23 protein-coding genes are annotated in these 24041 nt (G+C 41.2%); 14 read left to right on the top strand and 9 right to left on the bottom strand.

All coding sequences use genetic code 11. The features are described 5' to 3' along the window. The first annotated feature begins 40 nt into the window (after nt 1–40). The 6 genes from I6N95_RS09425 (at nt 41) to I6N95_RS09400 (ending at nt 7487) form a co-directional block, all read left to right on the top strand. On the top strand, nt 41–940 hold the full coding sequence (locus tag I6N95_RS09425; protein ID WP_209526971.1) for a metallophosphoesterase: 900 nt from the start codon (nt 41–43) through the stop codon (nt 938–940). Between the two features lie 227 nt (nt 941–1167). Then, nucleotides 1168–2208, top strand: a complete 1041-nt coding sequence (gene mnmH, locus I6N95_RS09420; RefSeq protein ID WP_209526969.1) for a tRNA 2-selenouridine(34) synthase MnmH — start codon at nt 1168–1170, stop codon at nt 2206–2208. A 202-nt stretch (nt 2209–2410) separates the two neighbouring features. Continuing rightward, nucleotides 2411–2815, top strand: coding sequence for a YbaN family protein (locus I6N95_RS09415; protein WP_209526966.1), 405 nt, complete (start codon nt 2411–2413; stop codon nt 2813–2815). Continuing rightward, the gene (locus I6N95_RS09410) at nt 2808–4526 is read left to right on the top strand and encodes an ABC transporter ATP-binding protein/permease (RefSeq protein ID WP_209526964.1); all 1719 of its coding nucleotides are present in this window, start codon (nt 2808–2810) and stop codon (nt 4524–4526) included. Before I6N95_RS09415 ends, I6N95_RS09410 begins: the two co-directional genes overlap by 8 nt. Before the next feature lies 1 nt (nt 4527). Beyond that, nucleotides 4528–6168: an amino acid ABC transporter ATP-binding/permease protein gene (locus I6N95_RS09405; RefSeq protein WP_209526962.1), complete on the top strand. Its 1641-nt coding sequence runs from the start codon at nt 4528–4530 to the stop codon at nt 6166–6168. Nucleotides 6169–6404: 236 nt separating this feature from the next. After that, the gene (locus tag I6N95_RS09400) at nt 6405–7487 is read left to right on the top strand and encodes a baeRF3 domain-containing protein (RefSeq protein ID WP_209526960.1); all 1083 of its coding nucleotides are present in this window, start codon (nt 6405–6407) and stop codon (nt 7485–7487) included. 112 nt (nt 7488–7599) lie between these two features. Here the strand turns inward: I6N95_RS09400 and licT are convergent, their stop codons facing one another. The 3 genes from licT to I6N95_RS09385 are packed head-to-tail and all read right to left on the bottom strand — an operon-like array spanning nt 7600 to nt 11818. After that, complete coding sequence (licT, locus tag I6N95_RS09395; RefSeq protein WP_209526958.1) at nt 7600–8451, bottom strand: BglG family transcription antiterminator LicT; 852 nt, start codon at nt 8449–8451, stop codon at nt 7600–7602. A gap of 40 nt (nt 8452–8491) precedes the next feature. Beyond that, entirely contained in the window at nt 8492–9937 is a 1446-nt protein-coding gene (locus tag I6N95_RS09390; RefSeq protein ID WP_430727531.1) for a glycoside hydrolase family 1 protein, read from the bottom strand. A gap of 18 nt (nt 9938–9955) precedes the next feature. After that, nucleotides 9956–11818 (bottom strand): beta-glucoside-specific PTS transporter subunit IIABC, encoded by a 1863-nt coding sequence (locus tag I6N95_RS09385; protein ID WP_209526954.1) that lies wholly within the window; start codon nt 11816–11818, stop codon nt 9956–9958. Nucleotides 11819–12235: 417 nt separating this feature from the next. Between I6N95_RS09385 and I6N95_RS09380 the strand changes: the two genes are divergently transcribed. From I6N95_RS09380 to I6N95_RS09345, 8 genes are all read left to right on the top strand, one after another. Further along, the gene (locus I6N95_RS09380) at nt 12236–13105 is read left to right on the top strand and encodes a helix-turn-helix domain-containing protein (protein WP_209526952.1); all 870 of its coding nucleotides are present in this window, start codon (nt 12236–12238) and stop codon (nt 13103–13105) included. 150 nt (nt 13106–13255) lie between these two features. Then, on the top strand, nt 13256–13459 hold the full coding sequence (locus I6N95_RS09375) for a CsbD family protein (protein ID WP_209526950.1): 204 nt from the start codon (nt 13256–13258) through the stop codon (nt 13457–13459). Nucleotides 13460–13620: 161 nt separating this feature from the next. Beyond that, nucleotides 13621–13851, top strand: coding sequence for a helix-turn-helix transcriptional regulator (locus I6N95_RS09370; RefSeq protein ID WP_209526947.1), 231 nt, complete (start codon nt 13621–13623; stop codon nt 13849–13851). 313 nt (nt 13852–14164) lie between these two features. Next, nucleotides 14165–15397 carry a cation:proton antiporter gene (locus I6N95_RS09365; RefSeq protein WP_209526945.1) on the top strand — a complete coding sequence of 411 codons (1233 nt, stop codon included), beginning with the start codon at nt 14165–14167 and terminating at the stop codon, nt 15395–15397. A gap of 374 nt (nt 15398–15771) precedes the next feature. Then, entirely contained in the window at nt 15772–16854 is a 1083-nt protein-coding gene (locus I6N95_RS09360) for a FecCD family ABC transporter permease (protein WP_209526944.1), read from the top strand. A 3-nt stretch (nt 16855–16857) separates the two neighbouring features. Next, on the top strand, nt 16858–17622 hold the full coding sequence (locus tag I6N95_RS09355) for an ABC transporter ATP-binding protein (RefSeq protein ID WP_209526942.1): 765 nt from the start codon (nt 16858–16860) through the stop codon (nt 17620–17622). Nucleotides 17623–17647: 25 nt separating this feature from the next. After that, the gene (locus tag I6N95_RS09350; RefSeq protein WP_209526940.1) at nt 17648–18670 is read left to right on the top strand and encodes an ABC transporter substrate-binding protein; all 1023 of its coding nucleotides are present in this window, start codon (nt 17648–17650) and stop codon (nt 18668–18670) included. A 50-nt stretch (nt 18671–18720) separates the two neighbouring features. Beyond that, complete coding sequence (locus I6N95_RS09345) at nt 18721–19047, top strand: MazG-like family protein (protein ID WP_209526939.1); 327 nt, start codon at nt 18721–18723, stop codon at nt 19045–19047. A 43-nt stretch (nt 19048–19090) separates the two neighbouring features. Here I6N95_RS09345 and I6N95_RS09340 read toward each other — a convergent pair whose 3' ends face one another. From I6N95_RS09340 to iolG (I6N95_RS09315), 6 genes are all read right to left on the bottom strand, one after another. Next, nucleotides 19091–19501: a hypothetical protein gene (locus I6N95_RS09340; protein WP_209526936.1), complete on the bottom strand. Its 411-nt coding sequence runs from the start codon at nt 19499–19501 to the stop codon at nt 19091–19093. Continuing rightward, nucleotides 19498–19941 carry a LytTR family DNA-binding domain-containing protein gene (locus I6N95_RS27025; protein WP_209526934.1) on the bottom strand — a complete coding sequence of 148 codons (444 nt, stop codon included), beginning with the start codon at nt 19939–19941 and terminating at the stop codon, nt 19498–19500. The genes I6N95_RS09340 and I6N95_RS27025 overlap by 4 nt, the downstream gene beginning before the upstream one ends. Before the next feature lie 133 nt (nt 19942–20074). Beyond that, a complete protein-coding gene (fba, locus tag I6N95_RS09330) occupies nt 20075–20929 on the bottom strand; it encodes a class II fructose-1,6-bisphosphate aldolase (protein ID WP_209526932.1) in 855 nt (284 codons plus the stop codon). Between the two features lie 19 nt (nt 20930–20948). Further along, nucleotides 20949–21959, bottom strand: a complete 1011-nt coding sequence (iolG, locus tag I6N95_RS09325) for an inositol 2-dehydrogenase (protein WP_209526931.1) — start codon at nt 21957–21959, stop codon at nt 20949–20951. A 59-nt stretch (nt 21960–22018) separates the two neighbouring features. Next, nucleotides 22019–22912: a myo-inosose-2 dehydratase gene (gene iolE / locus I6N95_RS09320; protein WP_209526929.1), complete on the bottom strand. Its 894-nt coding sequence runs from the start codon at nt 22910–22912 to the stop codon at nt 22019–22021. Between the two features lie 38 nt (nt 22913–22950). Continuing rightward, nucleotides 22951–23973 carry an inositol 2-dehydrogenase gene (gene iolG / locus I6N95_RS09315; RefSeq protein WP_209526927.1) on the bottom strand — a complete coding sequence of 341 codons (1023 nt, stop codon included), beginning with the start codon at nt 23971–23973 and terminating at the stop codon, nt 22951–22953. Nucleotides 23974–24041: the final 68 nt, after the last annotated feature.

Raw genomic sequence — 24041 nt, 5'->3', positions numbered from 1 at the left:
CATAACTTCTTTAAGTTATACTGGACAGTGGAGGGTGACAATGGGCAAATTAGCGATTCTCAGTGATTTACATGTAGACATCAATCAATTAGGCGACAATGAATTAAGGCAACTTGTAGAGGTATTACAAGCCAAGGCAATCACTCACGTTCATTTGGCAGGTGACACAGCCAATAAACTGGAAGGTTTATGGGGGGTGGTTAAATTTATCGAAGACCATCAGATCTCTGTAACATATAATTTTGGTAACCACGAGATGCCTGATTTAGCCAATGAACAAGGCATTGAAGCATATCCTGATACTCACTTTTTAAATTTCAAAAGTATCTCGTTAAATGCCTCTCAAGTGCTACTGGCCTTTAATGGTTGGTATGATTACAGTTATGCGCTAGAAAAAGATCAGGCCAAAATTTTAGCGTCAAAAAATTTGTACTGGTATGATCGCTTTATTCAACGGGAGTTAGCTGATCCTAAAACTCAAGAAGTGATTTTACATCAACTACAGTTGGTTTTGGACCAATTGGCAGAGATGAACAAGCAAGTGATTATTGCCACTCATTTTGTTCCTAAACGGGAATTTATCGTCTACCAACAAGGAAGATACGCTCGTTGGAATCAATTAAACGCTTTTCTAGGCTCTGAAGGAACTGGGCAACTATTTGATCAGTATGATCATATTCAACAGGTAGTATTCGGTCATACCCACCGCCGTTTTTCCGATCAATTGTTAGGGGGAACGATTTACAGTGCGCGACCTTTAGGCTATTTTTATGAATGGCAGTTAACGCGTAATTTTATGCTGGAAAATCAATTGATGACCTCTTTCAATCCCATGAAAGTTCGAGGGATTTTAAAGCATCATAAGGAGGCTTTTAATCGCTTTCGTAGAGAACATTTGAAAGCGGAATTTACTGAAAGCATGACAGTGATTGAGTATTAAGAAAAGCTGAACGAGGCGTGAAGCTGGATCCAAACTACGATATAGAGAAAGTGTTATACTTTTCTATAAAGTAAAAAAGAGCCTGATGGTATCATTAACATCAGGTTCTTTTCGTTCCATTGTCACGATGATGACAGATTAGTAAAGTGAAGTAGGAAAAGTCAGCGAATTAGTAGTATGATAGAAGAGGATAAAAAAGTGGCATGACTTAGGAAGTGAGGAAGAAAATGAAACCAACCGTAACTTATTCGGAAATACTGACGGCCAGTGATACTAAAAGAATTTGTTTTGTTGATGTTCGTAGCCCTAAGGAATACCGACAGGCAACGATTCCAGGTGCGGTTAACATTCCTGTTTTAGATGATCAAGCTCGTGAAAAAATCGGCATCTTATACGTAAATGGCAAAATTGAAGAGGCGAAGCAATGCGGCATTGATTGGGCATCTGGTCAGCTACCCCAAATGTTTGCTGAGTACCAAAGCCTGTTAAAGGAGTTCGATGAACTAGTTATTTTTTGTAGTAGAGGAGGAATGCGTTCCTTGTCGATTTTCTCTTTATTGAAGGCTTTGGGATTATCAGTTAGCCGACTTCAAGGGGGATATAAGGCCTATCGTCATTATATTGTGGAACAGTTGGAGACACAATTGACGAAGGTGAATTTTATGACGCTATACGGCCTATCCGGCAGTGGCAAAACGGATATTTTAACGGCTTTAGCAGCCCAAGGCGCAAAGGTGCTAGACTTAGAAGCGTGTGCCAACCATCGCGGATCCCTGTTGGGTAGTGTTGGCTTGACGGAGCCCCATTCGCAGAAAATGTTTGAAAGTTTACTCTTTGATGCTAGTCGTCATTGGCAAAGGGGGGAGACTGTTTTTACAGAAGGTGAAAGCAAGCGTATTGGCCGTGCGGTGATGCCACCAAGTTTATATCAGGCTATTCAAGAAGGAGAGAAGCTCTTAATCAATGTCAGTTTAAAAAAACGGGTTGAACAGATTCATCGTGATTACGTCACGGTGGCGAACCTCCCAGAGTTGATCACGGCCATCGGGAGATTGAATAAAGTGATTAATCCAGAAAAAGTACAGAGGATGCAAGCGCAGTTGGAAGCTGGTGACGTGGATCAGGTGATTGAAAAATTACTTGTTTCTTATTATGATCCCCAGTATGGCTTTCATAAAAAAGAATACCTAAAAACTTTTGTTAATCAGGACAGCAATCAAACCGCTAAGGCCATTTTAGCTTGGCATCAGGAGAGGGGACCTAGCTAGGCGGTCCCCGTTTGATGGTGGTGATTGATAGAATTAATAATGAGAATCATTCTCAAATAAGTTGTTATGTGATACAATAAACAAGTGAAGATTAAGGTGGGTTAGTTAAAAAAGAAGTAGACAGTGAGCCACTAGTGTTAATCGATCATTCTGTCTTAACCATTAAACGCGCCTATTGTGGCGTAACACGGAGGATTGCATCATGAAAAAAGGATTATACATTGGCTTAGGTGGTCTAGCACTGGCTTTGGGAACCATTGGCATTTTTGTGCCATTTTTACCGACGACGGTGTTCTATTTATTAACAGGGTTCTTCTGGCTGAGAAGTTCAGAAAAACTACACACAAAATTTATTCAATCAGAGAGTTATCACAAATATGTGGAAGAGCCACTGGTTAAAAAGAAGATGACGACTAAAAGTATGATAAAAATGTTTATTGTGATGTTTATCGTATTCTTGATCCCCTGTGTGTTAGTCGATAATTTGGTCATGCGAGTGACTATGGGAATCGTCTATGTCTCTCATGTTATTTTTTTGACATGGTACTTAAAGGGGAAAAGAGGCAAAACTTCTGAAGTAGTTGAATTAGGTGAGCCCTATGATTGATAAACGACTCTTTCAGTTAATTGAGAAAGGCCCCTTGCTACTAATCGTCTTCTATCGTGTGATTAGCTTAGGTTTGTCGATAATCTTGTGGTTGATGTTTGCCCGTCATTTAGCGGCTTACCTCCATGGAGACGGGATGAGCGCTTGGGGTGTTTTAGGAACGATTATCCTTGTCTTAATAGGGAAGACTTTACTGACAAAGTTAAGTGAAAAACAGACCTATCGCGCGTCAGCGGATTTGCGCTTGGCCATGCGAGAAGCCGTTATGGAGAAAGCCTTCCGCTTAGGCAAGAGTCAAGGTCAGTTGCCAGCAGCCACATTAACTCAATTGGCTGTCGATGGTATTGAGCAATTAGAAATTTATTACGCTCGCTTTTTGCCTCAATTATTTTATTGCTTAGTGGCGTCACTGATGATTTTTGCCTCATTAGTTGGCTTTGCTTGGCAACCGGCGGTGGTATTGCTCTTATGTATGCCGGTGATCCCCATAGTCATCATGGCAGTAATGAAAATTGCCAAGCGGATTTTAGGCCGTTATTGGTCGGATTACACCAACCTAGGGGCGAAATTTCATGAGAATCTCAGTGGGCTAAGTGTATTAAAGGCTTATTCTCAAGATGAGGACAAGCAAAAGGACATCGCCAGTGACGCAGAACGTTTTCGCAAAGCCACCATGAGTCTACTTTCCATGCAATTAAACTCCATTACAATCATGGATATTATTTCATACAGTGGAGCGGCTTTGGGCATTGGTTTGGCATTAATCGCTTATGGAAACGGGACAATTAGCACCGTTGGTATGCTGATGTTCCTGTTGTTAAGTGCGGAATTTTTTATACCTATGCGTCAGTTGGGCTCTTTGTTTCATGTGGCCATGAATGGTATCAGTGCTTGTGGCAAGCTATTCGCCTATTTGGAACTGCCAGAACCAACTTACGGCACCCAAACCACTTGGCCAGAACCACTGAGTGAAATAGTAGTAAACGAGTTGAATTTTGCCTATGAAAAGAACCAAAAATGGACCTTGAGCCAAGTTTCTGCAGCCTTTACCAAAGGCAGTTTTTCTGCCTTAGTGGGGAAATCCGGTTCAGGTAAGAGTACCTTTGCCCGTCTGCTCTTGCACCAGCTATCAGGGTATCAAGGCCAAATTTTATGGAACGATGTTCCTTTAACGGCTTTGAGTGGTGAGGTGATTCGTCAACAAGGACTGCTGGTCGATAATCATGGTTATCTGTACCCTGAAAGTATCCGCAATAATTTATTGATCGGCAAGCCCCAGGCCAGTGATGCCGAATTATGGCAAATTTTGGATAAAGTTCGCTTAAAAGACTTTGTTGAAACCTTACCGACGGGGTTGGATGAACGACTATTGGAAAATGGCGCTAATCTTTCAGGCGGCCAGCGCCAACGGCTATTGCTAGGAAGGGCCTTATTGCGAGAAGCGCAACTGTATATTTTTGATGAAATTACCTCTGGGGTGGATTTGATTAGTGAAGAAATTATCCTAGGAGTGCTGCAAGAATTGGCCAAAGATAAAATAGTTGTGTTTATCTCTCATCGTCTTTACAATGTTCTGAATGCCGATCAATTGCTAGTTTTTGAAAAAGGAAAATTAGTGGAAGTTGGTCGACCAGTCGACCTTCAAACTCACTCGACTTATTTTAAAAACTATTTCTTAGAAGAAAAACATTTGATGAATGGGGGCATATAAGATGAGACAGTGGACGATTATTCGCTGGTTACTATCCTTTGTTAAACCCTTAAAAGGTCGGATGATACTGGCAATTTTCTTAGGAATTATCAGCAATTTAGCCGTTGTTGCGATCTCGATTATCGGCTTACAAGGTGTTTTGGCTATTCTATCGCAACAACCTGTTAACCCTCAAAAATGTTTAGTGATGATGGTTGGCTGTGGTGTGATTCGAGGTGTGGCTCGCTATTGTGAGCAGTACTTAAATCACGATATTGCGTTTCGGTTATTGGCAATTATTCGTCAACAAATTTTCGCTACCTTAAGGCAACTAGGTCCTGCTAGATTAGCAGGAAAAAAAAGTGGCGACTTAGTGGCAGCAATCACAACAGATGTCGAAGCGCTAGAGGTCTTTTTTGCCCATACGGTTTCCCCAGTGTTTATCGCTTTAGGGACAACACTAGTGACAGTTGGTTATCTCGCCAGTTATCATTTAGGATTGGGGTTGCTGTTATTATTAGGCCAGCTAATAGTAGGTGTCGCATTGCCTGTTTTGAGCTATCGTCGTTATCAAACAAGTGGTCCAGCTTATCAAAAGGCTTTTATTGGCTTAAATCAACAAGTCATGGAAAATATTGCCAGTTTACAAGATATCTTTCAATTTGGCTTGAAAGAACAGCGGCTGGCGAAATTAAAAACCAGTGGTCAAGCTTTAAATCAACAGTATCAGCAACGCTTAGCTCAAGGAAGTGGTCTACAAATAATGAGCGAAGGCCTCCTAATTGGAACTGCTGGTAGCGTTTTCTTAACAGGCACGCTGCTTCAGTTACCCGTAGCCACCGTGTTAGTCGGTACAGTTCTTAGTCTAAGTTCTTTTGGTTCCGTGTTGGCATTAAACGGATTAGGCAGTGCCTTGGTAACAACCTTAGCAAGCGGACGCCGCTTATACGATTTAAACCAGGAACAGCCGACCGTCTCTTTTGCTGACAGTCAGAGAGTTGTTGCTGAATTGACAGATGTTGAGCTAGCAGATGTTAGTTTTGGTTATGAAGAAGGACAAGGTATCTTAAAGGACCTGTCATTGTCGTTGAAAAGAGGCCAGTGGTTAGGGATTGGTGGTGAAAGTGGTAGTGGCAAAAGCACGTTGGTGAAGTTATTGATGCGTTATTGGGATCCACAAGGAAGGATTGCCATTAATCAAGAGCCACTGCCAACCATTCAAGAAGCCTCTCTTCACCAGCTGGAAAGCGTCATGGAGCAAAGTACCTTTTTGTTTGAAGAAACCATTGGTGCCAATATTCGGTTAGGTCGTAAAGGCGCCTCTCAGGAAATGGTTGAGGTTGCCGCACAAAAAGCGGCGATTCACCAGTGGATCATGACCTTGCCAGAAGGCTATGAGACCAAAATAGGGGGCCAAGCTCGTAGTATTTCCGATGGTGAACGCCAGCGAATTGGTTTGGCTCGCTTGTTTTTACATGACGGCCCATTGCTGTTGTTGGACGAACCAACTAGTAATTTGGATTATGTGAATGAACAGGCGATTCTCAAAACATTGACTGCAGAAGCTAATGGAAAAACAGTCTTAGTCATTTCGCACCGCGAGACGACATTAGCCTTGGCCCAAGAGCGGGTGTACTTAAAAAAAGGTGGTGTAACTCGTTAATCAGCAGGACTTGAGGAACTTACTTCAAGTCTTGCTTCTTTAGCTTAGCAGCAGGGCAATACTGTGATGGTAAGCCGGCGACATAACTCAATCAAAAGGTCCATAAAGTGCTAGTAAGATTCCTTGCCGCCCAAAAAAAGTTGATTCGAGAGGTTATTCTTTGCTTAATTCACTAAGAACCTTTATGATAATTTTGTAACCACTTACAAGATCGTCAAACTATTAGGAGGAAGTTTATGTACTATTCGGAATTGAAAGAACTCAGTGAGTTAAGCAGTGAACCGTCCGTCACCATTTCTTTAAGTACTGACCGCCAGAATCAAAAAAGCCAAAAAAACAATATCGTGTTAAAAAATTTGATTAAGGATGCTGAAACTCGCCTATTGGAGTTGTACGATAAACGGGTTGCTTGGGCCGTTATGGAGAATTTAAGGGCTTTGGAAAATGAATTAACCTACGAAACAACCTTAGATACATTGATTTTATTTGCTTCAGAGGATTATCGCAAAGCTGTTAAATTACCGATTCATATTGAAAAAGATGCGGTTAAGATTGACGATAAATTTGTTACTCGTAATTTAATTCGTGGTATCAAACAGACTGAACATTATTATGTGTTAACCTTAAGCCAAGAGGAGATTCGTGTGCTTGAGTTTTACAATGATCAATTTGTGAAAGAATTTAAAAATGAGGAACTGCCCTTTGCCAATGAGATGCTTTACTCCAGTGATCCGACACAAAATTCAATTGGCGCTGTCCGTAACAACTACATTCGTGAGTTTTTTAATCGGGGAGATAAAGTTTTCAGTAAAATTTATAGTCAAAACCCTTTGCCCGTTGTCCTGGCCGGTGTGGAGCGCAATATTGAATTTTATCGTGAAGTGGCCAATCAAGATGAATGGATCATCGGCAGCATTCATGGCAATTTTGATAGTGGCAAGACGACCACCTCAGAACTTGCCAAAGCTGCTTACCCTGTTATTGCAGCCTATGTCGCTGATGAGATCAAGCAGTCTCTCGCTGATTTGGAAAAAGCCGAGAATGACAATAAACTGGTCAATGAATTAAGCAATATTTACCGAGCGGTAACGGATGGCCGTGGTAAAAAGCTGTATGTGGAAAAGGACTTTTTTCAATCGGCCACTGTTGAAGACAAGGGGCTGATTTTGAAAGAGGATGTGACAGGGGCTGAGATCGTAGATGATATCGTCAATGAAATCATTCATACGGTTGTGGCTTATGGTGGAGAAGTGGTCTTTGTGCCGAACGGCTATCTAAGCAAGTATCAACATATTGCCTTGATTGTTCGATATGCCTAGACAAAGGACTCAGTTGCTTAAGTGAGGGCTTGCCACATGGCCGCCTGATGTTAGAGAGAAGAAAAAAGAGTCGATCTGAGGCCCATTGGCAGCAAGTCGACTCTTTTTTATCTTACATTGATTGTTTTTCAGCTTCCTGAACCACTCGATTGATGTGAATGACCAAGTAAATCATTTCAGATTCTCTCACTTCTAACGTTCGTTTATTTTCCAAGTAGCTTTTAATTCGCAATCCGCATTTAAAGGCTTTGGGATATTTACTTTGGACGAGCTCATATAAAAAGTCATCTTTTTCTTCATAGCTTTTATCAGTTAAGATTCGTTGGACGAAGTATTGAAGATGAGTTACCATGCGTGTATAACTCAGACTGGTCTCGTCGAAGAGTATACCAAAAAAATTGCTAATGATACTTAAGATGTCGCGGACGATTTCTGTGCTTTTCATGGTAATGGCCATTCCATCGGGAGTAGCCATGTTATTAGCCAAATGCAACGCGATAAATGCGGCTTCGCTTTCTGGAAAGTGCAGACCAAATCGTTCTTCGATCATCAGTAAAGCTTGTAAAGCCAGTTTATACTCTTTGGGATAAAATCGCTTAATCTCATAAAGCAATGGATTAGGAATGAAGATACCTTCCCGAGCACGTTCAATTGTATAGTGCAAGTGGTCAGTAAAACTTAAATAGATAGTGTTGGAAAAGCTTCGTTTCAAGGTGTCTTCAGCGATTAAAATGATTTCCTTGGATAATTCAATTTCCTCTAAATCAATGTCCTGAATTAATTTCTTTAATTGAACGTTTTCATCGGCATTTTCGATGATAAAAACTTTTTCAATAAGCCCTTTATCAAGACTGTCCCCTTTTTGTTTTTGGAAAGCCAGTCCGCGCCCCATCACGATGACTTCTTCGGCCATGTCATTACGAGAGAGCACAATATTATTATTATAAACTTTTTCAATAATCATCTTGCTACTCCCTCGTTTCTGAATTTGTTCCTCTACAGCCTTATGCTAAATCTTCGCCATTAGTTGCGATGACCTTTTGATACCAGTCAAAGGATTTTTTCTTGTAACGATTACCAGTTCCTTCTATGTTATCATCTAAATCAACATAGATAAACCCATAACGTTTAGACATTTCTCCAGTTGAAGCACTCACCAAATCGATACAGCCCCATGGGGTATAGCCGATTAAATCAACACCATCAGCGATGGCGTTGGCCATTTCATCAATGTGACTGCGCAAGTAATCAATGCGGTAATCATCGGCTACATAGAAATCCTCATCGACTTCATCAATTGCCCCAAGTCCATTTTCTACAATAAAGAGAGGGACTTCGTAGCGGCCGTACAACTCGTTTAAAGCAATTCGCAACCCAGCAGGATCAATTTGCCAGCCCCACTCACTCGCTTCTAAGAAGGGATTTTTAACCCCACTAAGGAGGTTGCCCATCGCTTTAGCAGCTTCAGGATCAGTGGCGTTGACAACGCTGGACATATAGTAGCTGAAGCCGATGTACTCAACAGGGAATTCTTTGAGTAAAGCTAAATCGCCAGCTTCCATTTCAATCGAGTCAAAGCCGTATTTGTTGTAAATGCGTTGTGTGTAGGCGGGATATTCCCCACGGACTTGAACGTCGGCACAGAAAAAGTTCATTTCCTGATTTAATTCTAAGTTTGCTTGCTGGTTTTTCGGATTGGTATCCCAAGCGTAAGAGGTGCCGTAAATGATCATGCAGCCCATTTTAATTTGAGGGTTAACTTTTTTGGCGATTTTGACTGCTAAGCTACTAGCTAAAAATTGGTGATGGAAAGCCTGGAAAATGATTTGCTTATTGTTTCCACCAGTGGCAGGCACAATTCCTTGGCTTAATGCTGGAAAATGGAAAGCCGAGTTAATTTCGTTAAAAGTCATCCAATAAGTAACTTTTTGACCCAAACGATTTAAAACTGTTTCAGCAAATTTTTCGTAAAATCCCACTAAACGGCGATCTTGCCAGCCACCAAATTCTTTTGCCAAATGGAGTGGCATTTCGTAATGAGAAATCGTAATAACCGGTTCAATGCCATAACTTAAGCATTCATCGACAATCGCTTCGTAAAAAGCTAACCCGGCTTCGTTGGGGGTATCTTCCGTACCCAGAGGGAAGATACGTGTCCAAGCAATCGAGAAGCGGTAGGATTTAAAGCCCATTTCCGCAAATAAAGCAATGTCTTCTTTATAGCGGTGATAGTGGTCAATTCCTTTATGATTAGGATAAGTGTATTTGCTTTCGTCAATACTCCAGTCGAAATCAGCACTGCCTAGCGCGGCGAAACGACCTTTACCACCAGGCATGGCATCGGCAACAGACAGTCCTTTGCCGTCAACATCAAAGGCTCCTTCTAATTGATTGGCAGCAGTTGCGCCACCCCATAAAAAGCCATCAGGAAATTTGTTTCCGTTCATCATAAAAACCCCTTTTATTCTTTATTTTACAACAGTTAAAAATTCTTCACCAGTAATAACGTCGATTTGATCTAAGTCCAAGACATCTAAGTAATCACTGGAGTTGGTAATGACCACTGGCGTGATGACTAGTTTACCCGCTTCTTTGATCGCAGCAATGTCGAATTTAACCAATAGATCTCCTGCTTTGACCACATCGTTTTGCGCCACAAATTTTTCGAAACCTTGGCCTTCTAACTCGACAGTGTCCATGCCGATGTGCATTAAAACTTCAATTCCAGAGTCAGTTGTCAACCCAACCGCATGGCCAGTTGGGAAAATGGTGGTAATCGTTCCGTTAGCAGGTGCTCGTAATTCCCCAATTGTCGGTTCAATCGCGATGCCCTTACCTAACGCGCCAGAAGAAAAGACTTCATCCGTTACTTGATCTAGCTTGACGATGGCCCCTGTTAATGGGCTAATTAATAGTTCTGATTGTTTTGACTCAGCTGATGGGGCCACTGGTGCTTCCGTTGTATCAGCTAGCCCTTCATCGAAACCTAAAACAAGTGTTAAAACAAAGGCAATGACAATCGCCACAAGGGAGCCGATAACTGCCATCATCACATTAGAAGTGACACCGTCAATCGTGCTGATAAAACTTGGTAAACTCAAGACACTCACTAAACCGAAACTAAAGTTTTTAACTTGAGCAGCGGCGATGATAGCCCCACCGACAGCTCCACCGATACAAGCGGCAATAAAAGGTTTTTTGAGTGGCAATGTCACCCCGTAAACGGTAGGCTCAGTAATTCCAAAGACCGCTGTTAAGGCACCAGAACCAGCCAATGCTTTTCGTTTTGGATCTTTAGATTTAATCATAACAGCAAGAGAAGCTCCTGCTTGGGCAACCACAGCAGCCAGCAACATCGGTACCATTGTGTCGTAGTTCAATTCTGATAGATTTTGCATCATGATTGGCACAAAGCCCCAATGCATACCAAACATGACAAAGACTTGCCACATACTCCCCATTACCAAACCGGCAATCATTGGACTAAAGTTATAAATGCCGTTGTATAGACTACCTAAACCATTTCCGACAATCGTTCCAATCGGGCCTAAAACAACAAAGGTTAAGGGCACCATTACTGTGATGGTTAATAGAGGAACTAAGATAATACTTAAGAAATCAGGTGAGATCTTTTTAGCGATTTTTTCGGCTTGAGCTTGAACAGCTACAGCTAAAATAATCGGGATAACAGTTGATAAGTAACCACCGCTACCGATAATGACAGGAATGCCGAAGAAATTTAATCCGCCAGCTGCCGCCGCTGCATTGATATCTGGATGAACCAACGCCGCTGCAATCGCCAATGCGATATAAGGATTGGTTTTAAATTTCTTAGCTGATGTAAAGGCTAAAGCGATTGGCAAATATTGGAAAAAGCCATCTGCTGCCGCAAATAAAATCTTGTAAGTACCTGAATCTGTGGCAATCCAACCGGCAACGGCTGCTAGTGTTAAAAAGCCCTTAAGGACCCCAACACCGGCCATGGCACCAAGGAAAGGGGTAAAGATGCTGGAGATAATGTCGATTAAACGATTAAAGATATTGCCACCTTTGCCTTCGCTAGTGTCGCTGTTGCTTTCTCCTAAACCAGAAATATCAGATAATTCTGCGTAAACATCATTGACATGACTGCCGATGACCACTTGATATTGCCCACCACTCTGCACCACTTGGATGACACCATCGTGATTTTTTAGTTCAGCTGTTTTGGCAACTGACTCATCTTTTAGTTTAAAGCGAAGCCGAGTCGCGCAATGTACGACACTGTTGACGTTCTCTTTTCCACCAACTAAAGTCAACACATCTTTTGCCAGTTCTCTATTTTTACTCATGTATAATTCCTCCTAGTTGGATTTTTGCCAACAAAAAAAACCTAAACTGAAAGAAAGTTTCCATAAGAGAGTGGTCCCATAAAAATGAGCACACTAGTCCTATCGATAAATTTCTGTCAATTTAGGTTTTGCCTGCCGAACAGTTACAATCCTTAATTTACTTCCTCATTGTAGCACAATTTTTTTATTTGTAAACACTTACCTTAAAATTGCGTTATTTTTTGGCTGAATTTTTCTGGAAAATCTGGAGGGGACTGATAGTAAGTAGGAGGGCAATCCTCCTGAGGAAACCCTTGGTATGACAGTCATGCAACTATAAAGTTCGTGTCTTAAGCCGGGAACAATGTTATTCTTAGAGATGTATTCTTGGTCTTTTTACAAGAATAACACATCTATACATGAAGGGAGAACTCAGCAATGGTTATCGCCTATAACATTCGTAAATACCGTGAAGAAAAAAATATCACACAACAAAATCTTGCCGATTACTTGCATATTTCTCGGCAATCTATTTCAAAATGGGAACGAGGAGATTCGTTGCCGAGCATTGATAATTTGATTTTGCTAAGTGAATATCTGCAGATTCCATTGGACACTCTTGTCAAGGAGCAGTTCTTTTTGCCACTGCCGTTTGAGTTTGATAAACCTAAAAGTTTTGCCCAATTGCGATGGCTATTATTTTTCCCGGGAATACTGTTAATGATGATGTTTTTTCCTTCGGATTTAATGGACAAATTAACCTTAATACCGATTGCCTTGTTTATTTTGATACTGGAACTAGTGATGACATTTTTCGACTTTAAACGTTATTATGCTTATTTTACCGTAGAAAAAGACGGTCTTAGAGTGTTTCATGGCAACACACGCGCTCGGACGGTCTTACCTAATCTGTATTATTTACTGTTGATAGCAATTGGTAAGCGTCAAACAGTCTTTGTCCCATACTCAGAGATTGAAACGATCACGATCTTTTTTGAAACGCGAGGTTATAATAGTCCTAATACGGTAGTGGTTTATCGACCACGACAGGCTTTTGCCTTAAGAGAACGCTTTGAGGCTCATATTAGGCTTAAAGATGAGGAGCAGATTAACCTTAATTTGGATGGCTGTTTTTATGCTCACTCCTTAGAAAGAAAGTATTTTTATGCCATGTTTGCTTATTTTCAACATAAAGAGGTCAAGGTAAAGGATCCTTATCATATCTTGTCCTCGTTGGAACAAGAGCATAACTTTATTCAGGAAGCCTATCAGGTTGGCCAACAAGCCCGTGAGAAAGCAGCAGAATAGGTGTGTTTTTCTGATTAATGGTTGTTTTTTAAGCGAAATGTTTCATTTTAAAGCGTTATGTTTTACTTCTATGGACGGTAGGTGGGATAATTGAATAAGCACAAAGGATTCATTATCAAAAGAAGCACCCCTAAAAAAGGAGGACATAACGTGGTAAATAAAGACGAACTAAAAGGTAAGGCTAACGAAGCGTTAGGTAAAGCAACTGGTGATGAGAGTCAAGAGTTAAAAGGTAAAGCCCAAGGTCTTTTCGGCAAAGCAAAAGAAAAAGTCGAAGAAGGTGTCGAAGATATTGCTGAAAAAGCTAATGAGTTAATCGACAAAGTTAAACATAAAGAAAATGAAGACCAATAATTTACGAGACCTCTAAGGCTAAAGCCGTTTGGAGGTCTTTTATTTTGTATAAATAATTGTATTTCGAACTGCATATTACATTTAGTTGGTATAAAAGTAAATTATTTTTTACTTTTATACCAATTTAGTTTATACTGTTAAAAGTAAGGAGATGAAAAAGAGTGAAGAGGGATTTTGGGGATTCGTTAAAGAATCGCGTATACGAGTACAGAGTTTTACGTAGAATGTCGCAACAGGCCTTGGCTGAAGCTGTCGGTGTGTCTAAACAAACCATTTTTTTAATGGAAAAAAATCACTGTTCGCCATCGTTAATTTTGGCATTTCGAATCGCCCGTTATTTCAATGTTGATGTGACAGATATATTTAGTTATGTAGATGAAGAAGTGACATAAGTCTTGTTCTTATATAATTAAGTATTAGTTGTAATGTTAACAAAGAACTGAATGATAGTAGTAAACAAGATGGTCATCTAATGGTCATTCATAATAACTGTTCAACTGTTTGGTTCCTGTGGAACATTAAAACTCGTGACTCTTAATATGAACGGATAAAAGCATACCATCTATTTTTTTCACTTTTTTCTCGGTAATTTTTGCAATAACAACTTTTCTTCAGTTATTGCTTCTTTCAATTTTTACTTCACCGTCTTTTTGTGTGTTAACACCCTGTCTCCCTTACAATCCAATATATGGAGAGGAAGAGTCTATGAATTTTTTATTAACACTAGCGCTTATTTTGATTTTGACAAAATTAGCAGATAGCTTAGCTATCAAAGTAGGATTACCTTCAGTTTTAGGAAGCTTACTTGTTGGGATTTTAGTTGGTCCCGCAGTCTTCGGCATTGTCCAGCAAAGCGAGGGCATTCACTTATTTGCTGAAATAGGCGTGATTCTTCTCATGTTCTTGGCAGGTTTGGAGTGTGATTTGAAAACCCTTAAAAAGTACTTTACGCCCTCACTAATCGTCGGTTTGTTAGGAGTATTTGTTCCTTTTGTTAGTTTTTATATTGCCTCAACTATTATGGGATTTTCAACCATGTCGGCCTTATTTATTGGGTTGATTTTTGGTGCTACGTCCCTGAGTATTACGATTCAAGTGTTAAAGGAACTGCACTATGTTAAAACGAAAGAAGGAGCTCTTGTTATTGGGGCAGTTGTTTTAGATGATATTATTGTCATCATCTTGCTCAACATCGTTTTAAACAGTTCAGTCTCAGCAGGAGAAAGTAAACCATTGTGGGTGATGTTAGTCAGCAATGTTTTGTTCTTTATCTTTATCTTTGCATTTCACAAGTTACTGATGCCACCAATCTTGAAGTTATTTAAGAAAATGAAGGCTCCAGAACGTAATTTAGGTTTAGGTTTAGCCCTGTGTTTCGGTTTTAGTTACTTAGCAGCTTTTATTGGCATGTCAGACATTATTGGCGCCTTTTTCGCTGGAGTTATTATCTCTCAAACAAATATCGGCCACATGTTAGAACGAAAAGTTGAAAGCTTAACTTTATCATTGTTTGCACCTGTATTCTTTGTAAGTATTGGCTTAAATGTCAGTTTTTCAAGTTTAAGTTCAAACATCGCGTTAATTGTTATTTTTAGCGTATTAGCGGTTATTACGAAGTTTGTCGGGGGCTATATGGGCGCCAGAGCAAGTCGCTTTGATCGGGATAGTAGTGCGATTGTTGGTACCAGTTTAATTTCACGTGGTGAGATGGCTTTGATTTTAGTAAGTCTGGGGTTAGAAAGTAAGCTGATATCTTTGGATATCTATGGCGCACTTGTTCTGGTCGTGATCATTACCACTATCTTGGCTCCAGTTATCCTGAAAACACTTATTCAACGAGTTGTTGCCAAGCGCGAAGCCAATGGTTTACCATCGACATCCCTTGATAGCCATGAAGCAGAACATGCCTCTGAACCAGAAGCTAGCTCGACTATGTAGTATCGTTATAAGAAACATGCTTTACGTCCTTAGCTCATTACACGTAACGATATAAGGAGATAAAACATCAAAAAATTATAATGCTTGGCGTTTTGAAAGAGTTTATCTCTAACAGAAACACCCTTAGCCACAAAAAGAGCACTTTTCCTTTGGGAAAGGTGCTCTTTTTGCGACTCACCTGAGTTGTCAAGTTTTAGGTTACTCTTAGTCTTCATATGTGTGAGAAACAGCACCATAAAGTTGCTTTTTCTGAAAATGAGAAGAAAATGAGGGAAAGTTTAAAAATTTGATTGTGTTATCTGTAACTTTCCCTTATAATTGAGAATGATTATCAGTATCAATTAGTAAATGGTGAAAATATATGGAGGCAAGTTATGGGAAATAGCCATGGAATTAGGTTTTTACAAAAAAGTAATTGGTATTATCTTTTTTTAGCGTTATTAGTGCTGGGAATTAGTTTATCAGCGGTCTATTCCATCTCGGTTGGCCAAGTGATGATTCCCTTTAGCGAATCGTGGAACATCATGATTTATAAATTATCTGGCGGTTTGTTGGGTTCAGTGGAACATCTGGCTAGTCAAGCATCGGTTAATATTATTTGGCAGCTGCGCTTTCCCCGAGTGATTTTTGCCTTATTAATTGGCATGGGATTGGCCGTCAGTGGAACAGTCTTACAAGCGGTTGTTCAAAATCCAATTGCTGATCCTTATATTTTGGGTATTTCGTCTGGAGCATCATTAGGTGCCACGTTTGCTATTTTAATCGGTTTAGGGACGGATGCTATTTTTTCCCAATTTGGAGTGGCTTTTGGTGCTTTCGCAGGAGCACTGGCAGCTTCGGTAGCTGTTCTAGTAATCGCCAGTGTTGGTGGAAGAATTACCTCGGTAAAACTGATTTTATCAGGTACCGTAATCAGTGCGTTATGTAGCTCATTTTCCAGTTTAATCATCTTTTTTGCCAATAACGCAGAAGGGATTAAAACCGTTACCTTTTGGTCAATGGGCAGCTTGGCGTCTGCCAGTTGGCAAAAAATTCCCATATTAGCGGTGGTCGTGATTTTAGGCTGTGGATTGTTTCTATTTCAGCACCGAATTTTAAACACCATGCTATTAGGAGATGAAGCGGCAATTACCTTAGGGATTGATTTAGGTAAGTATCGTCGAATTTACATGATGATGACCGCTCTTTTAACGGGAACGATTGTGGCATATGCAGGGATGATTGGCTTTGTGGGCTTGATAATCCCGCATATAACCCGTGGTTTTATTGGGTCGGATCATCGTCGTTTGATGCCAGTTGTGTTGTTGATTGGTTCGTTATTTCTGATTTGGTCGGACATCTTGTCACGAACGTTGATTACTTCAGTGGAATTGCCAATCGGGATCATCACCTCAGTGATTGGAGCGCCACTCTTTATTTACATGATCATCAAAAAATCTTATAATTTTGGAGGCTAGCAAATGGAACTAACTGTAGACGCAATAAATGTGAAAATTGGGCCACGCCGTATTGTGAAAGATTTACATTTGCACGTAAAGCCAGGCCAATTTGTTGGCATCATCGGTGCCAATGGCTGTGGGAAATCAACCTTGCTCAAAAGTATTTATAAGAGTTTACCAGCAAGTGGTGGCACGGTTTTTTTAAATCAGTTGGACGTTTTAAAGGCCCCAGCTAAAAAAGTGTCACAAAAGTTAGGGGTTGTTGGTCAATTCAATGAGATGAGTTTTGATTTAACGGTGATGCAAATGGTTTTACTAGGGCGAACACCACATAAAGGTTTGCTGGAACAAGATACTAGCAAAGATTTGGCGATTGTGGAAGATGCTTTGACACGAACCAATTTATTGGACTATAAGGACCGTAGTTTCTTGGCTTTATCAGGGGGAGAAAAGCAACGGGTGGTTTTGGCACGAACAATTGCCCAACAACCGGAGTTTATGATTTTAGATGAACCGACCAACCACTTAGATATTCGTTATCAATTGGAAATTTTAAATTGTGTCAAAGGTTTGGGAATTACCGTGTTAGCCGCTCTTCATGATTTGGAAATGGCAGCGGAATATTGTGACTATATCTATGCTATGAAAGACGGGGCAGTGCATACTCAGGGAACGCCAGAAGAGGTCTTTAATTCAGAAACCATTGAAGCGTTATACGATGTAAAGTGTCAAACCTTTACAAACCCGATTACCGGGCATTTAAATTTTGTCTATCATATTAAATAATTGGCTTAGCCAGGGGAGACTATCAATGAAAAAGAAATTATTAGCGGCAGCTATTTTAATTAGTTTAATCACCTTAAGTGCCTGTGGTAGCACTGAGAAAAAAACGGAAAGCAGCACGTCTGACAAGGCTGCGGCTTATCCAGTGACCATCAAAAATTACGGTCGAGCAGAAGCCACGGCAGAATGGAAAGACGTTGATCAAACCTTTGACAAGGCACCTGAACGGGTCGTTGCCAATACCCGTCCAGCAGCTGAGTTATTGTTACATCTAGGGTTAAAAGATAAAATAGTTGGGGTTGGAGCCGTATTTGGTGAACCAGATAAAGAAGTTGAAAAAGAGTTTGATCAATTACACTCTTTAGGCGAAGAATATATTAGCAAGGAGATCGCCTTAGGCGAAGATCCAGATTTAATATTTGGTCGTGGTGGCTTGTTCGATAATGCTGAATGGGGAAATGGAACGGTAAATACCTTAAACGAGATGGGCATGAAAACCTTTGTTTTGGCATCATCAGTAACTGGCGGGACATATGAATCGGTTTATGACGACATTGAGAACTTAGGCAATTTATTCGGCGTTCAAGATCAGGCAGAGGCGTTTTCAACGAAACTGAAAACCCGTCAAAAAGCGATTCAAGACAGCTTATCAACAATTAAAGAAGAAAAAGACTTTGCTTTATTATTTATTACAGATCCAAATGAGGTCTCTGTTTATGGGGCGAAAGACGAAACCTTCTTTAACGACTTATTTAAGATGGTCAAACTCAATAATGTTTATGCTGAAACTGAAGGAGATATCAGCATCGAGGCGTTGATTGAAACGGATCCAGAAGTTCTGATTATTCCTGACTGGACCACAACAGGTGGGGTTTCACCAGAAGAAGTTAAAGACGCTTTGTATAGCAATGCAAAACTTTCCAGTTTACAAGCCATTAAAAACAAACAAATTTATGCAGTGGATTATAACTACATGTTTGGTTATGGCTATATCGGCATTGAAGGCATGGAATTGTTGGCCAAAGAAATGTATCCAGCTGAATTTAAATAAGCCCCCGCTAACTATGCTAGAATAGAAGCATAGTTGGAAGGAGGTTTACGATGGAAGAATTACTTGCTGCAGTGAATCAGTTTAGAGATGAGCGCAATTGGCGCCAGTTTCACAATCCCAAAGATTTGAGTTTGTCATTGTCTCTGGAAGCCTCAGAACTACTGGAAAATTTCCAGTGGAAGACCAGTGAAGAAGCGGTTGCCACGACGTTGCCTAATATCAAAGAAGAACTAGCTGATGTCTTTATCTATGGTATGATGTTAGCGACGGATTTAGATCTGGACCTTTCTGAGATTATTTTAGCCAAGTTGGTTAAAAATGCTGAGAAATACCCAATTGAAGCTAGCAAAGGTCATAAAGGAAAAGACGGTATATGATAAAAAGAGCGACGAGAGTAATTTTAGAACTCTCGTCGCTCTTTTATTTAAGCAGTTTGTTTAAATGCGCCACATCACGATTATTTAATCGTTTGGCGTAGACGTAAAAGCCAAGAACATGCCCGATAAGTGAGAGCACTAGCATCCCGAGAGTCCAAGGGAAGATGCGTGTGAACATTTCTGGTGACAACAGCCAAACAGTTGCCAATCCTCCTACCAGATTTAAACTAGCTGAAATGATGATATTGGCGGTGGCGGGCAAGGTGAAATAACTCCATAAGCTGGTGTAAAGCACACCGAATAATAGAGCAGCAATCACTGCAATGCCGATGATTCGCCAAAGGAATAAAAGGTTAGGTTCCATCGACTGGGTAAAAAGACTAAGCAGTAAGGTTACCCAAATAATGGTGATGCTGAAGACCTGAAAAAATTGGTTTTTAAGTGTTTGATTCATAAAAAATTCCTCCTAAATTGTTTGAGATAATGGCGGCTGACATAATATTTTAGCTGGTTGGGCAGATGCAATTCAATGCGAGCATTGCTGGCTGAGACAAATTGTGTGACATGGTCTAAGTTAACCATCACTTGATTGTTGATTTGCATGACCCGAGTATTTGCGAGCGCCTCATTTACACTTTTGAGTCGTTGGTTTAACAAAAACATGGCACCGTCTAAGGTTTGAACGTTGCACATAGATCCTTCTGTTTCAATTGCCACGACTTGTTGCAATTCTAATTTTACGTGACGATCATTTTTAGCGTTAATGACAGTCAGTTGTTTTCGCTGGCTTAGGGCCCGCTCCATCTCTTGCCAGCTTGTTTGCTTATCTGGGTGAGTGGTGATTTTTGTCGTATCTCTTGCTTGTTCGCTATCGGTTGTAAAAAATAATTTCACGTGCTCTCCTCCTCGAAAATAACTATACCATGGGGACTTTGATCAGAGCGATCTTTTTTAGTTAGGATGCATAAAAAGGTCAGTTTGTTGCAAAAAAAGAAGCTTATCAGCGATAAGCTTCTTTTTTCAGTATTTAGGCTTTTCCAGCTGAGCCGAAAAGTCTGATTTTTTCACTGACAACATCTGAAATAGCAACAGTGGCTGGCGCCAATAACAAGCGTGGTTCGTGGTTCTTGGGAGCAGAAGCTAAAGACTCTTTAAGCGATTGAAACCATGCTTGATTAGCCTCGGTATTAATGTTTATTTTAGCATGTCCCAATTGTATTGCTTTTGTTAGATCAGCTTCAGGAATACCAGAAGCGCCATGGAGAACTAGTGGGATGCGACATTCTTCAGCGATCTCCGCCATTTCAGTGAAGCCCAGTTGAGGTTTGCCGACATATTCCCCGTGAACCGATCCCAGAGCGGCTGCTAGAGCATCAATCCCTGTTTCTTGGACTAGGCGCAAGCAGTCTGCTAGCCCAGCGTATTGAATCCCTGAGATTAAACCATCTTCATTGCCGCCAACCGTTCCAACTTCTGCTTCAACGGAGACACCATTTTTTTTAGCATAGTCAGTGACGATTTTTGTCAGACGGATATTGTCAGAAAGGGATTCATGAGACCCATCGAACATCACGGAAGAAAAGCCTGCGTCAATCGCTGCTAGACAGCTTTCTACTGATTGTCCGTGATCTAGGTGAAGGACGACAGGAACTGTAATCTCCAGCCGTGACATGGTTTCTTTGACGGCCAGAACAATCCAGTCAAAGCCACCTAAAAAATCAATAAGCCGATCAGAAGCCGCCACAATTACTGGCGATTGATTAAGTTGGGCGGCTTTCAAGATAGCTTCAATCCACTGGACGCTGTTGATGTTAAATTGTCCAACCGCGTAGTGCTCTGCTCGTGCCTTGATTAAGACGTCCTTTAAAGTGACAAATGCCATAGAACTTCCTCTAATCTTTCTATTGGATTTTTTTAACAGCAACTGGGCGTCCGGTTGTCAATGATTCTTTAGCGGCAGCTGCGATTCGTTGAGCCATAATGCCGTCTTCAAAAGTACAAGGGACAGCCGAGTCAGTTTGAATAGCCGTGAAAAATTGTTGCACTTCATCGATGTAGGCATGATTATACCGCTCTAAGAAGAAGTGAAGTGGTTGGTCTTCACTAACAGACTCATTAGATGAAAACTTCACGCGGGTTTCTGTTTCATTGGCACTTTCTGCACTGCCTTTTGAGCCGAAGGCTTCAATACGTTGATCGTAGCCGTAAACGGCTTGCCGGCTGTTATCAATAATCCCTAGAGCACCACTTTCAAAAGTTAATTGAATGAGGGCGGTGTCTATATCACCGACAGTCGCGATATCAGGATTGACTAATGCTGCGCCTGTCGCGTAGACTTCTTTTACTTCGCCAGCCACAAAGCGAGCCATATCAAAATCATGAATGGTCATGTCCATAAAGATACCACCAGAGCTTTTTACATAATCGAGAGTGGGTGGCTCTGGGTCACGGGAGGTAATGCGCAAAATATGGAGCTCCCCGATTTTGCCCGTCTCTACATAATTTTTCACCCGAGCGTAATTTTGATCGAATCGTCGATTAAAGCCAACTTGCATCTGAACGCCTGCTTCTTTGACAGCCTGATAGGCAGCCATGGTTTCCTCATCAGAAAAACTGATCGGTTTTTCACAGAAGATATGTTTGTTAGCAGCAGCGGAACGCTTGATTAAGTCCACATGAGTGTCAGTTGGTGAGCAAATAAAGACGACCTCAATCTCTGAATCAGAGAAAATCTCATTTGGATCTGTTACTAAGTGGGGGATGTGTAGCTTGTCTGCCCATTCTTGAGCGCGTTCGGCGAATGGATCGGCAATGGTTTTGACGCTAACACCGTCCATTCGCAACATGTTTTCAACATGTAATTTTCCGATTCTACCGGCACCTACCACACCTACTGTTATTGTGTTTGTCATGCTGTTTCCTCCTTCTATTTGGCGGAGTCAGTCTCCGTTATATTACCTCAGGGAGCCAGTTAAATCGCCCAAGTGCCTTTAATGTAGTTCCGAGCTTTAATGGCGTATTCCAATGGATTAGCTAATGCTGGGTCTTGCTCAGCTTCAACTACGACCCATCCTTCATACTGGCTGGCGTCGATGGCCTCACAAATAGGTTTAAAGTCAATCATGCCGTCGCCTGGGACGGTAAAGACGCCTTTTCTAACGCCAGTCAGAAAACTGTCCGCCTCTGCCACCACTTCTTTTGCCACATCCTCGCGAATATCTTTAAAATGAATGTGTTTAATTCGTTTTTGATGAGCTTGGTAAATAGCCAAAGGGTCCTCGCCTGAGAATACTAAGTGGCCTGTATCAAATAATAGGGAGACTTTGTCCGGGTGAGTTTCGGCCATTAAACGATCGATCTCTGCTGTTGTTTGGACGCCAGTTCCCATATGATGATGGTAGACAATCGCCATGCCCTTCTCGGCTGCTAAGTCACCAAGCTTTTCTAACCCCTCAGTTAAGCGTTGCCACTCTTCCTCAGTGAAGACCGGTTTTTTTGTGAAAACAGGTAAATCTTGTCCTTGAATGCTATGTCCCTGTTCTGAGACGACGATCACTTTAGCTCCCATCGCATGAAGGAAGTCACGGTGTTTAATAAAAGCGCCAGCCGTCTCTTCAAATGGTTGAGTGGTTAAAAAAGCACTGAACCAAGCACTGGCTACTTCCAAATGTCGTAAGGTTAAATAAGGGCGTAAAACATCAGGATCTTTCGGATATTTATTGCCGATCTCAGTGCCAGTGAACCCAGCTAGCGCCATTTCACTGATACATTGTTCAAAAGAATTTTCTTTTCCTAGTTCCGGCATATCATCATTGGTCCAAGCAATCGGTGCAATTGCCAGTTTAATCCGTGAAGCAGTTGTCATAAGTTTTCCTCCTCGTAGTGCTACTATCAATTCAACAGTTAGTCTATTTCAACAATTTCATTTGTCTCGAAAGATTGTTGACAAGCCGCGGCAATTTTCGTTGCCTGTAAGCCGTCAACTCCCGAGATAGGAGTGGGTAAATCTTCAATAATACTGGTGGCGAAAGCCTTCATTTCAGTGAGAAAGGCTTGACCAAAACGTTCAGGGAAATTTTGACTTGTGGGACGAACCACGCCTTGCTCGTTATAAAGAGTTACCAAATTTTTCTCAGGAGCGGCGCCAATTCGCAACATGCCTTTTGTCCCGATGAGTTCTGTCTCAACATGATAGCCGTGAGCTGCGTTACGCCCCGTCACTAGTAGTGCCATGCTGTGATCACTTAATTGCATCATCGCTGTGCCCGTCTCCAGCTCATTCACTTGATCCAACTCTGGGTAAGCAGCGTTTTTGCCTAGAGCCCAAACCCGGTTAATCTCTTGCTGACTAAACCAACGAATTAAGTCGATATCATGAATGGCCATATCAGCAAAAATACCTCCGCTGTTGCTGTTAGCTGCGAATTTTACAAAGCTTTCCATACCGCTACTAGGGTCAATGCCATAACACCTAATAACGGTTAGTTCGCCTAATTCTCCTGCATCTACCAGCTGTTTGGCATATTGATAAGAGTCGTCGAAGCGTCTCATAAATCCCAGCATAAACTTTTGGTGCGGATGGGTGTTAATCACAGCCAGCGTTTGATCAATTTCAGCTAGTGAGAGACCGATCGGCTTTTCGCAAAAGACATGGAGGCCCGCCTCTAATGCCAATTGAATCTGTTGGCAATGAAAACCAGAAGGTGAGACGATGACAATGGCGTCCAGATTAGGACTTGCCAACATGTCTTGATAGTCCAAATAAGTTTCTTTTACATCCAAGAGAGCTTGTGCGGTGGTTAATTCGTCTTGATTTAGACTACAGATTGCCACTAAATCCATCTCAGGAATATTTTTAGCAATATTGGTGGCATGAGTCATGCCTAATCGTCCAAGTCCAACCAGACCAATTCTAATGTTTGACATAGGGTGACCTCCTTGTGAAATATGAAGCATCAGTTTCTTAGTTGCGGTCGTAAAAACCCCAAATAATT

This window comes from Vagococcus allomyrinae (assembly GCF_017829975.1).
Lineage (GTDB): Bacteria > Bacillota > Bacilli > Lactobacillales > Vagococcaceae > Vagococcus_D > Vagococcus_D allomyrinae.
Note: the sequence above shows the minus strand (reverse complement) of the source record. Positions and strands in the feature narration are given on the sequence as shown.

What these genes read in the sequence shown, in the direction of transcription:
- I6N95_RS09345 (WP_209526939.1), top strand. Translation starts at nt 18,721, where the DNA reads ATGGAAGAATTACTTGCTGCAGTGAATCAGTTTAGAGATGAGCGCAAT.
- I6N95_RS09405 (WP_209526962.1), top strand. Translation starts at nt 4,528, where the DNA reads ATGAGACAGTGGACGATTATTCGCTGGTTACTATCCTTTGTTAAACCC.
- I6N95_RS09365 (WP_209526945.1), top strand. Translation starts at nt 14,165, where the DNA reads ATGAATTTTTTATTAACACTAGCGCTTATTTTGATTTTGACAAAATTA.
- iolG (WP_209526927.1), bottom strand. Translation starts at nt 23,973, where the DNA reads ATGTCAAACATTAGAATTGGTCTGGTTGGACTTGGACGATTAGGCATG.
- iolG (WP_209526931.1), bottom strand. Translation starts at nt 21,959, where the DNA reads ATGACAAACACAATAACAGTAGGTGTGGTAGGTGCCGGTAGAATCGGA.
- licT (WP_209526958.1), bottom strand. Translation starts at nt 8,451, where the DNA reads ATGATTATTGAAAAAGTTTATAATAATAATATTGTGCTCTCTCGTAAT.
- mnmH (WP_209526969.1), top strand. Translation starts at nt 1,168, where the DNA reads ATGAAACCAACCGTAACTTATTCGGAAATACTGACGGCCAGTGATACT.
- I6N95_RS09410 (WP_209526964.1), top strand. Translation starts at nt 2,808, where the DNA reads ATGATTGATAAACGACTCTTTCAGTTAATTGAGAAAGGCCCCTTGCTA.
- I6N95_RS09425 (WP_209526971.1), top strand. Translation starts at nt 41, where the DNA reads ATGGGCAAATTAGCGATTCTCAGTGATTTACATGTAGACATCAATCAA.
- iolE (WP_209526929.1), bottom strand. Translation starts at nt 22,912, where the DNA reads ATGACAACTGCTTCACGGATTAAACTGGCAATTGCACCGATTGCTTGG.
- fba (WP_209526932.1), bottom strand. Translation starts at nt 20,929, where the DNA reads ATGGCATTTGTCACTTTAAAGGACGTCTTAATCAAGGCACGAGCAGAG.
- I6N95_RS09400 (WP_209526960.1), top strand. Translation starts at nt 6,405, where the DNA reads ATGTACTATTCGGAATTGAAAGAACTCAGTGAGTTAAGCAGTGAACCG.
- I6N95_RS09390 (WP_430727531.1), bottom strand. Translation starts at nt 9,937, where the DNA reads ATGATGAACGGAAACAAATTTCCTGATGGCTTTTTATGGGGTGGCGCA.
- I6N95_RS09380 (WP_209526952.1), top strand. Translation starts at nt 12,236, where the DNA reads ATGGTTATCGCCTATAACATTCGTAAATACCGTGAAGAAAAAAATATC.
- I6N95_RS09355 (WP_209526942.1), top strand. Translation starts at nt 16,858, where the DNA reads ATGGAACTAACTGTAGACGCAATAAATGTGAAAATTGGGCCACGCCGT.
- I6N95_RS09350 (WP_209526940.1), top strand. Translation starts at nt 17,648, where the DNA reads ATGAAAAAGAAATTATTAGCGGCAGCTATTTTAATTAGTTTAATCACC.
- I6N95_RS09385 (WP_209526954.1), bottom strand. Translation starts at nt 11,818, where the DNA reads ATGAGTAAAAATAGAGAACTGGCAAAAGATGTGTTGACTTTAGTTGGT.
- I6N95_RS09415 (WP_209526966.1), top strand. Translation starts at nt 2,411, where the DNA reads ATGAAAAAAGGATTATACATTGGCTTAGGTGGTCTAGCACTGGCTTTG.
- I6N95_RS09340 (WP_209526936.1), bottom strand. Translation starts at nt 19,501, where the DNA reads ATGAATCAAACACTTAAAAACCAATTTTTTCAGGTCTTCAGCATCACC.
- I6N95_RS09360 (WP_209526944.1), top strand. Translation starts at nt 15,772, where the DNA reads ATGGGAAATAGCCATGGAATTAGGTTTTTACAAAAAAGTAATTGGTAT.